The following is a 6,296-nucleotide window of genomic DNA, read 5'->3' on the forward strand; positions in this document are numbered from 1 at the left end:
GAATTCCGTTTCTTATTTCTATGCCTGATTGATGTATTTAATATATAATCACAAAACAAAACCAAGTCAAGGACTATGATTTAAGCGTAGGTATTTACACATGCATTTTTATTGCATACATTGCCATTGACAAGCACATTTGCTTTCTAAAAACCTACGGTTTAACAGAGTTTAAAACATTGACAAATTAACGTTTTAACGGTAATATGCGTTCCTTCAACGAATTCCATCTTACCTTCAATTTATACCATTAAATACACATTTTTTATCATGATGCAATTTGGGAATGTTTGCATAGTCGGTCCCGGGCTTATTGGCGGCTCTATCGGTTTGGCGTTAAGAAAGAGGAATCTGGCAGAGACCGTCATTGGAATCGGACATCGGGCTTCTTCCTTAGAAAGCGCCCTGAAAATAGGCGCTATAGATGTGGGACATTTAAACGCCGATAATGCAGTCAAAAATGCGGATATTGTTATACTTGCCACTTCGGTGGGTAAAATTGTTGAGTTTGCAAAACAAGTCATCCCCTTTATGAAAAACAATTCTGTCCTGACAGACGTAGGAAGCACCAAAAGCTATATCGTCAGGCAGATAACTAAAGACATGAGAGATGATGTTTCTTTTGTAGGAGCACATCCGATTGCCGGTTCAGAGAAAAGAGGCATTGACCATGCTTCTCCGGATCTTTTTGAGGGATGCATATGTTTTATAACGCCATTCAACAGCAATAAAAAGGCGGTGGAAACCATTTCTCACCTGTGGAGTTTTCTGGGGGCAAAGGTGGAAAACATCTCTCCTGAAAGGCATGATGAATTGCTTGCATATGTCAGCCATCTCCCTCACCTTGCCGCATCATGTCTTGTAAATGCTATAGCGGAAGATGACTTAGCCTATGGTGCAAACGGCTTAAAAGATACCACAAGAGTGGCCTCCGGCGACCCGGAGTTATGGAGGGATATTTTTGGTCAAAACCGTGAAAACACGATAAAGTCAATTGACCGGTTTGTGGCAGAACTCACTGCATTTAAAAATGACCTGCTTTCCGGAAATAAAGATATGATACTGAAACGGTTGAAGCAGGCTAAGATATCCCGCGATAGCATTTTCCATAATAATTCCAGGGCGCACGCTAAAGAATAAGCAGGTGGTTTTTATGCATTCAAGAATAGAAGTTTTTTTAAAGGACGAATATGCAGACCCACTTGGGAAAAATGTTATATCAGAAATAGAAACCTTTGGTTTCGCGAAAGTAAAAAACATCAGGGTCCGGCAGGTCTATATCTTTTTCGGAAAACTAACAGAGAATGAATTAGACACTATTGCCAAAAAGCTTTTGGCAGATTCAGTCACACAACATTACCTATGCACATCAGATTCTTCTCATCAACCCCCTCACGAACACTTCCATATTATAGAGGTAAGCCGTAAACCCGGCGTTATGGACCCTGTTGAACAATCGGTTATAAAAGCGCTTCGGGATATTAATATTTCAGTTGACGGCGTTAAAACCGCCCATAAGTATATGATTGACGCTTCTGTACCTGCAGAGGCGATACCTGTAATTGCGGCAAAGGTTTTGGCAAATACCAATATAGAAGACGTATTTATCTATCCCGAAATACCCAAATACCGGCAAACGGTTTTTAGTGCGCCTTTTAAAAAGAAAATCATACCACTTATAAACGCACAAGATGTCCAATTGGAAAAAATAAGCGTGGAAGGCCAATTGTCTCTAAACATCCATGAGATGCGTGCAATTCAACAATATTATACCACTCTGAGGCGTGAACCAACGGACATTGAATTAGAAACCATTGCGCAAACATGGTCCGAACATTGTGTGCATAAGACACTGAAAGGACGTATCTGTTTTAACGGAAAAATAATCGACAACCTGCTGAAAAATACCGTGATGAAGGCTACAGAAGAATTGAATGCCCCATGGTGCGTTTCCGTGTTTAAAGACAATGCGGGTATTATTGAATTTGACGAGGAATATAATGTCTGCTTTAAGGTGGAAACCCATAATCACCCTTCTGCAATAGAACCGTACGGAGGCGCCAACACGGGTATTGGCGGCGTAGTTCGGGACATTATGGGCACGGGCCTGGGGGCAAAACCGATCCTGAATACCGATGTATTTTGTTTTGGGATGCCAGATACGCCGCCGGAGAAGATTCCCAAAGGCGCTTTGCATCCAAAGAAGGTTTTTAAAGGTGTTGTTGCCGGGGTAAGAGACTACGGCAACCGTATGGGGATACCCACGGTGAACGGCGCCATTTATTTTGATGAACGGTATATCGGGAATCCCATTGTTTTCTGCGGTACGGCAGGCATTATCCCAAAGAATATGTGCCAGAAAGAATCCCGGCCTGATGATCTTATCGTTGTTGTGGGCGGGCGAACCGGGCGTGATGGCATTCATGGCGCAACGTTTTCTTCGGCAGAGTTACACGAGCAGTCAGAACACATGTCAGGCGGCGCTGTCCAGATTGGCAATGCAATAACGGAGAAGATGACACTCGATACGCTGTTGCAGGCACGCGATAGGGGATTGTACAACTGTATTACCGATTGCGGTGCGGGAGGATTATCTTCCGCTGTGGGCGAAATGGGACAGCATACAGGGGCATGTGTTTATCTGGAGAAGGTTCCGCTGAAATATGAAGGGCTTTCCTATGCTGAAATATGGATTTCCGAGGCGCAGGAGCGCATGGTTCTTTCCGTTCCAAGAGAAAAGGAAAAGGAGGTTCTTGCCTTATTTAATGCAGAAAATGTTGAAGCGACAGTTATTGGGCACTTCACCGGCGACAACATGCTCCGGTTGTATTATCAATCGGAAATGGTCGGCGAGCTGGAAATGGATTTTCTTCACAATGGCTTGCCACGATTAGAACGGGAGGCAATATGGAGTGCGCCCGGTTTTGAGGAACCATTTCTCCCCGAAAAAGAAAACTATGGAACTGATTTAAAGAAACTACTTTCTGAATGGAATGTTTGCAGCAAAGAATGGGTAATCCGGCAGTATGACCATGAAGTGCAGGGTGGAAGCGTTCTGAAACCGCTTCAGGGTGTGCAGAATGACGGGCCGGGTGATGCATGTATTGTTAAGCCGGTACTCTGGCGAAACAAAGGCATTATTGTATCAAACGGCATGAACCCCCGCTATGGCGATATTGATCCCTATCATATGGCCGCATCTGCCATTGATGAGGCATTGCGCCAGATTATCTCCGTTGGCGGAAATTTAGAGCGCGTTGCCTTGCTGGATAATTTTTGCTGGGGCAACACAAATAAACCCGACCGCCTTGGAAGTCTTGTCATGGCTGCACAGGCTTGCTACGATATTGCCGTGGCTTACGGAACGCCGTTTATTTCCGGAAAGGATAGTTTGAATAATGAATTTATTACAGAGACGGAAACAATTGTTATACCGCCTACGCTTCTCATATCTGCGATTTCCGTTTTGGATGATGTAAGGCATGCCGTTTCCATGGATGCAAAGGAACCGGGAAATTTAATATATCTCGTCGGCGTAACCCGTAATGAATTAGGCGGTTCGCATTATTACCATATCCATGGGCATAAAGGAAAAAATGTGCCGGTGGTGAATGCTTTTTCAGGGAAAAAAACCATGAATACCCTGTCGATAGCAACAGCCCGTGGCATTGTGCGGTCGTGCCATGATTGTTCGGAAGGTGGATTGGCCGTTGCAGCGGCAGAGATGGCATTTGCCGGAGGCTATGGGATGGAACTTGATCTTTCTCAGGCAGTTGTCGAGAGCGAAATAACAAGAAATGACACAATCCTTTTCTCTGAATCCAACACGCGATTCCTTGTTGAGGTTAAGCCGGAACATAAAATAGAATTTGAGGCAGTGATGAAAGACGTATCCCATGGTTTATTGGGCAAAATAAGGCAGGAACCCTGTCTGAAAATTATCGGTTTAAACAATACCACTATCATAGAAGAAGACATTTATGCTTTGAAAGAAGCATGGCAGTCTCCACTTCGATGGTAATGCGTATGGATGTGTAAAAAAACCTGTTTTTTGCCTGTCTGACGGGAACAAACAGGAAAACAATCCTCAGTCTCCAATCCCCAGTCGGCAATTTGCAATTTGCCGACTGCCGACTGCCGACTGCACAAGGGATCATTTAATATTTTGCCAAAAAGTGCAAAGAAATTACTGATAAGATACAGATACTCCCCTTCATTTGTTATTGATTCAAGGTATTTTCCATGAAAACTCCAAAAGTCTTAGTCCTTCGGACCGCCGGAACAAATTGCGACAACGAAACAAAGTACGCCTTTGAAAAAGCTGGAGCAAAGGCAGAGGTAATTCATATTAACGCCCTGCTGAGCAATAAAAAAATACTGGAAAACTATCAATTATTAGCCTTACCGGGAGGGTTTACTTACGGGGATGATGTGGCTGCAGGTAAAATCCTGGCAAACCAGATAAAATACCATCTGGAAGATGAAATAAAAAATTTTATTGATGCAAAAAAACTTATTCTGGGCATATGCAATGGTTTTCAGGTGCTGGTGAGGGCGGGTTTACTGCCTTCGTTTGAAAGATTTCATCAGGAGGCAACGTTAACCCACAACGATTCCAATAAATTTGAAGATCGTTGGGTGTATTTAAAAATTTGCGCGGACACATCATATTTTATACGCCGGGAGCATGCTCCAATTCTTTATTTGCCGGTAGCGCACGGAGAAGGCAAATTCCTTGCGAAGGACAAAGATGTTTTGGATAAAATGGTGAAAAACTGCCAGATAGTCTTTCAATATGTTGATAAGAATGGAGAAGATGCAGGCTACCCGATGAATCCCAACGGATCGGTTCTGAATATCGCAGGCATTTGTGACCAGACGGGGCAAATTTTAGGCATGATGCCGCACCCTGAAAGAAATGTTGACCCTACACAACAACCGTGCTGGACACGTCAGGGACTGAAAGATTCGGGAGATGGCTTTTTGATTTTTAAAAATGCGGTTCAATATATGAAGGAAATTTTTTAAACTTTGACAATAAGTTATTTCCCCACATTAACAATAGTAAGAAAGCATTACCGGAACAGTATATTTTTTATTGCAAGGAGAAGGCATTATGCCGGACGAAGCAAATTCATTATCAGTTAATTTAGACAAATGTCATTCCATTCTTTCCCGTGCAGCGTCAAACGATTTAATTCCGATATTGCAGGAGATGCAGGAGGAGTACGGATATTTGCCCATGGCGGCGATGGAAGAAGTGTCGGTGCGGACGGGCATACCGTTGAGCAGGATATACGGAGTAGTGACCTTTTATGCGCAATTTTCGTTGGTACCCCGCGGAAAACATACCATCAGGCTGTGCGCCGGCACTGCCTGCCACATAAAGGGCGCCCCGGACATCGGGGAGAAAATAGCAGACGTCCTGCAGGTAGAAGAAGGCGAAACAACACCTGACTATAAATTTACCCATAAAACGGTGGCATGTTTAGGCACGTGTTTTTTGGCGCCTGTAATGATGATAGACGACCGCTATTATGGGAAATTGACTGAAGAAAAAACCGAGGAAATTCTCAAGAGTTATTAGTCATTAGTCATTAGTCATTGGTCATTGGTCATTAGTCATTAGTCAATTGTAGGGACATGGAGCACTTTGTTTCTACGGATTTTTTTAATCTGTGTAATTCTGTGGTTCCCCTTTCGTATTTCGTATTTCATGCTTGTTTGGTTCTGGCTATGCCAGTTTAGGAATGAAGGAGAAGTGTTAATGGAAAAATTGAATAGCGGTGATGCCCTGAAAGGGTACAGAAAATCTTTGGAATCGGAAAAAAGCAACGGGGGGAAGATACGTATTTTAATCTGTACGACAGGCTGCAGGGCATTGGGTGCCTGGGAAGTGTACAAAACCTTTCAGGCGGAGATCGAGATGCAGTCCCTTAAAGACAGGGTGGAAGTGGTGGATACCGGCTGTCAGGGATTGTGCACAAGGGCGCCCGTAGTAACGGTAGAGCCGATGGGGGTATTTTACGGCAGGGTTACTGAGAGCGACGTGCATGAGATTGTTTCCAGGACAGTCCTTAAGGGGGAAATTATTGAAAGGCTTTGCTGCACGGAAGATGGAAAACGGGTGCCTTACCGGAAAGACATATCCTTTTACAAAAAACAGAAGAAGATTGTATTAAGGAACTGCGGGGTAATCGACCCGAAAAAGATAAGTGAATACATTTTGAGGAATGGGTATGCCGCCATTGAGAAAGTACTTTCCGGCATGTCCCCTGACAAAGTAATTGAAGAGG

The 6,296-nt window shown here is 43.7% G+C and carries 5 protein-coding genes; all 5 read left to right on the forward strand.

What is annotated here, in order from left to right:
- The first annotated feature begins 270 nt into the window (after positions 1-270).
- Positions 271-1,140, forward strand: a complete 870-nt coding sequence (locus tag ABJL82_RS12735; protein ID WP_347275071.1) for a prephenate dehydrogenase — start codon at positions 271-273, stop codon at positions 1,138-1,140.
- A 13-nt stretch (positions 1,141-1,153) separates the two neighbouring features.
- Positions 1,154-4,021 (forward strand): phosphoribosylformylglycinamidine synthase subunit PurL, encoded by a 2,868-nt coding sequence (purL, locus tag ABJL82_RS12740; RefSeq protein WP_347275072.1) that lies wholly within the window; start codon positions 1,154-1,156, stop codon positions 4,019-4,021.
- A gap of 221 nt (positions 4,022-4,242) precedes the next feature.
- Positions 4,243-5,028, forward strand: coding sequence for a phosphoribosylformylglycinamidine synthase I (purQ, locus tag ABJL82_RS12745; RefSeq protein WP_347275073.1), 786 nt, complete (start codon positions 4,243-4,245; stop codon positions 5,026-5,028).
- 88 nt (positions 5,029-5,116) lie between these two features.
- Positions 5,117-5,587 (forward strand): NAD(P)H-dependent oxidoreductase subunit E, encoded by a 471-nt coding sequence (locus ABJL82_RS12750; protein ID WP_347275074.1) that lies wholly within the window; start codon positions 5,117-5,119, stop codon positions 5,585-5,587.
- Between the two features lie 180 nt (positions 5,588-5,767).
- Positions 5,768-6,296: NAD(P)H-dependent oxidoreductase subunit E (locus tag ABJL82_RS12755; RefSeq protein ID WP_347275075.1), on the forward strand; the 529-nt coding region annotated here is incomplete at its 3' end.

This window comes from Candidatus Kuenenia sp., from assembly GCF_039794105.1.
Lineage (GTDB): Bacteria > Planctomycetota > Brocadiia > Brocadiales > Brocadiaceae > Kuenenia.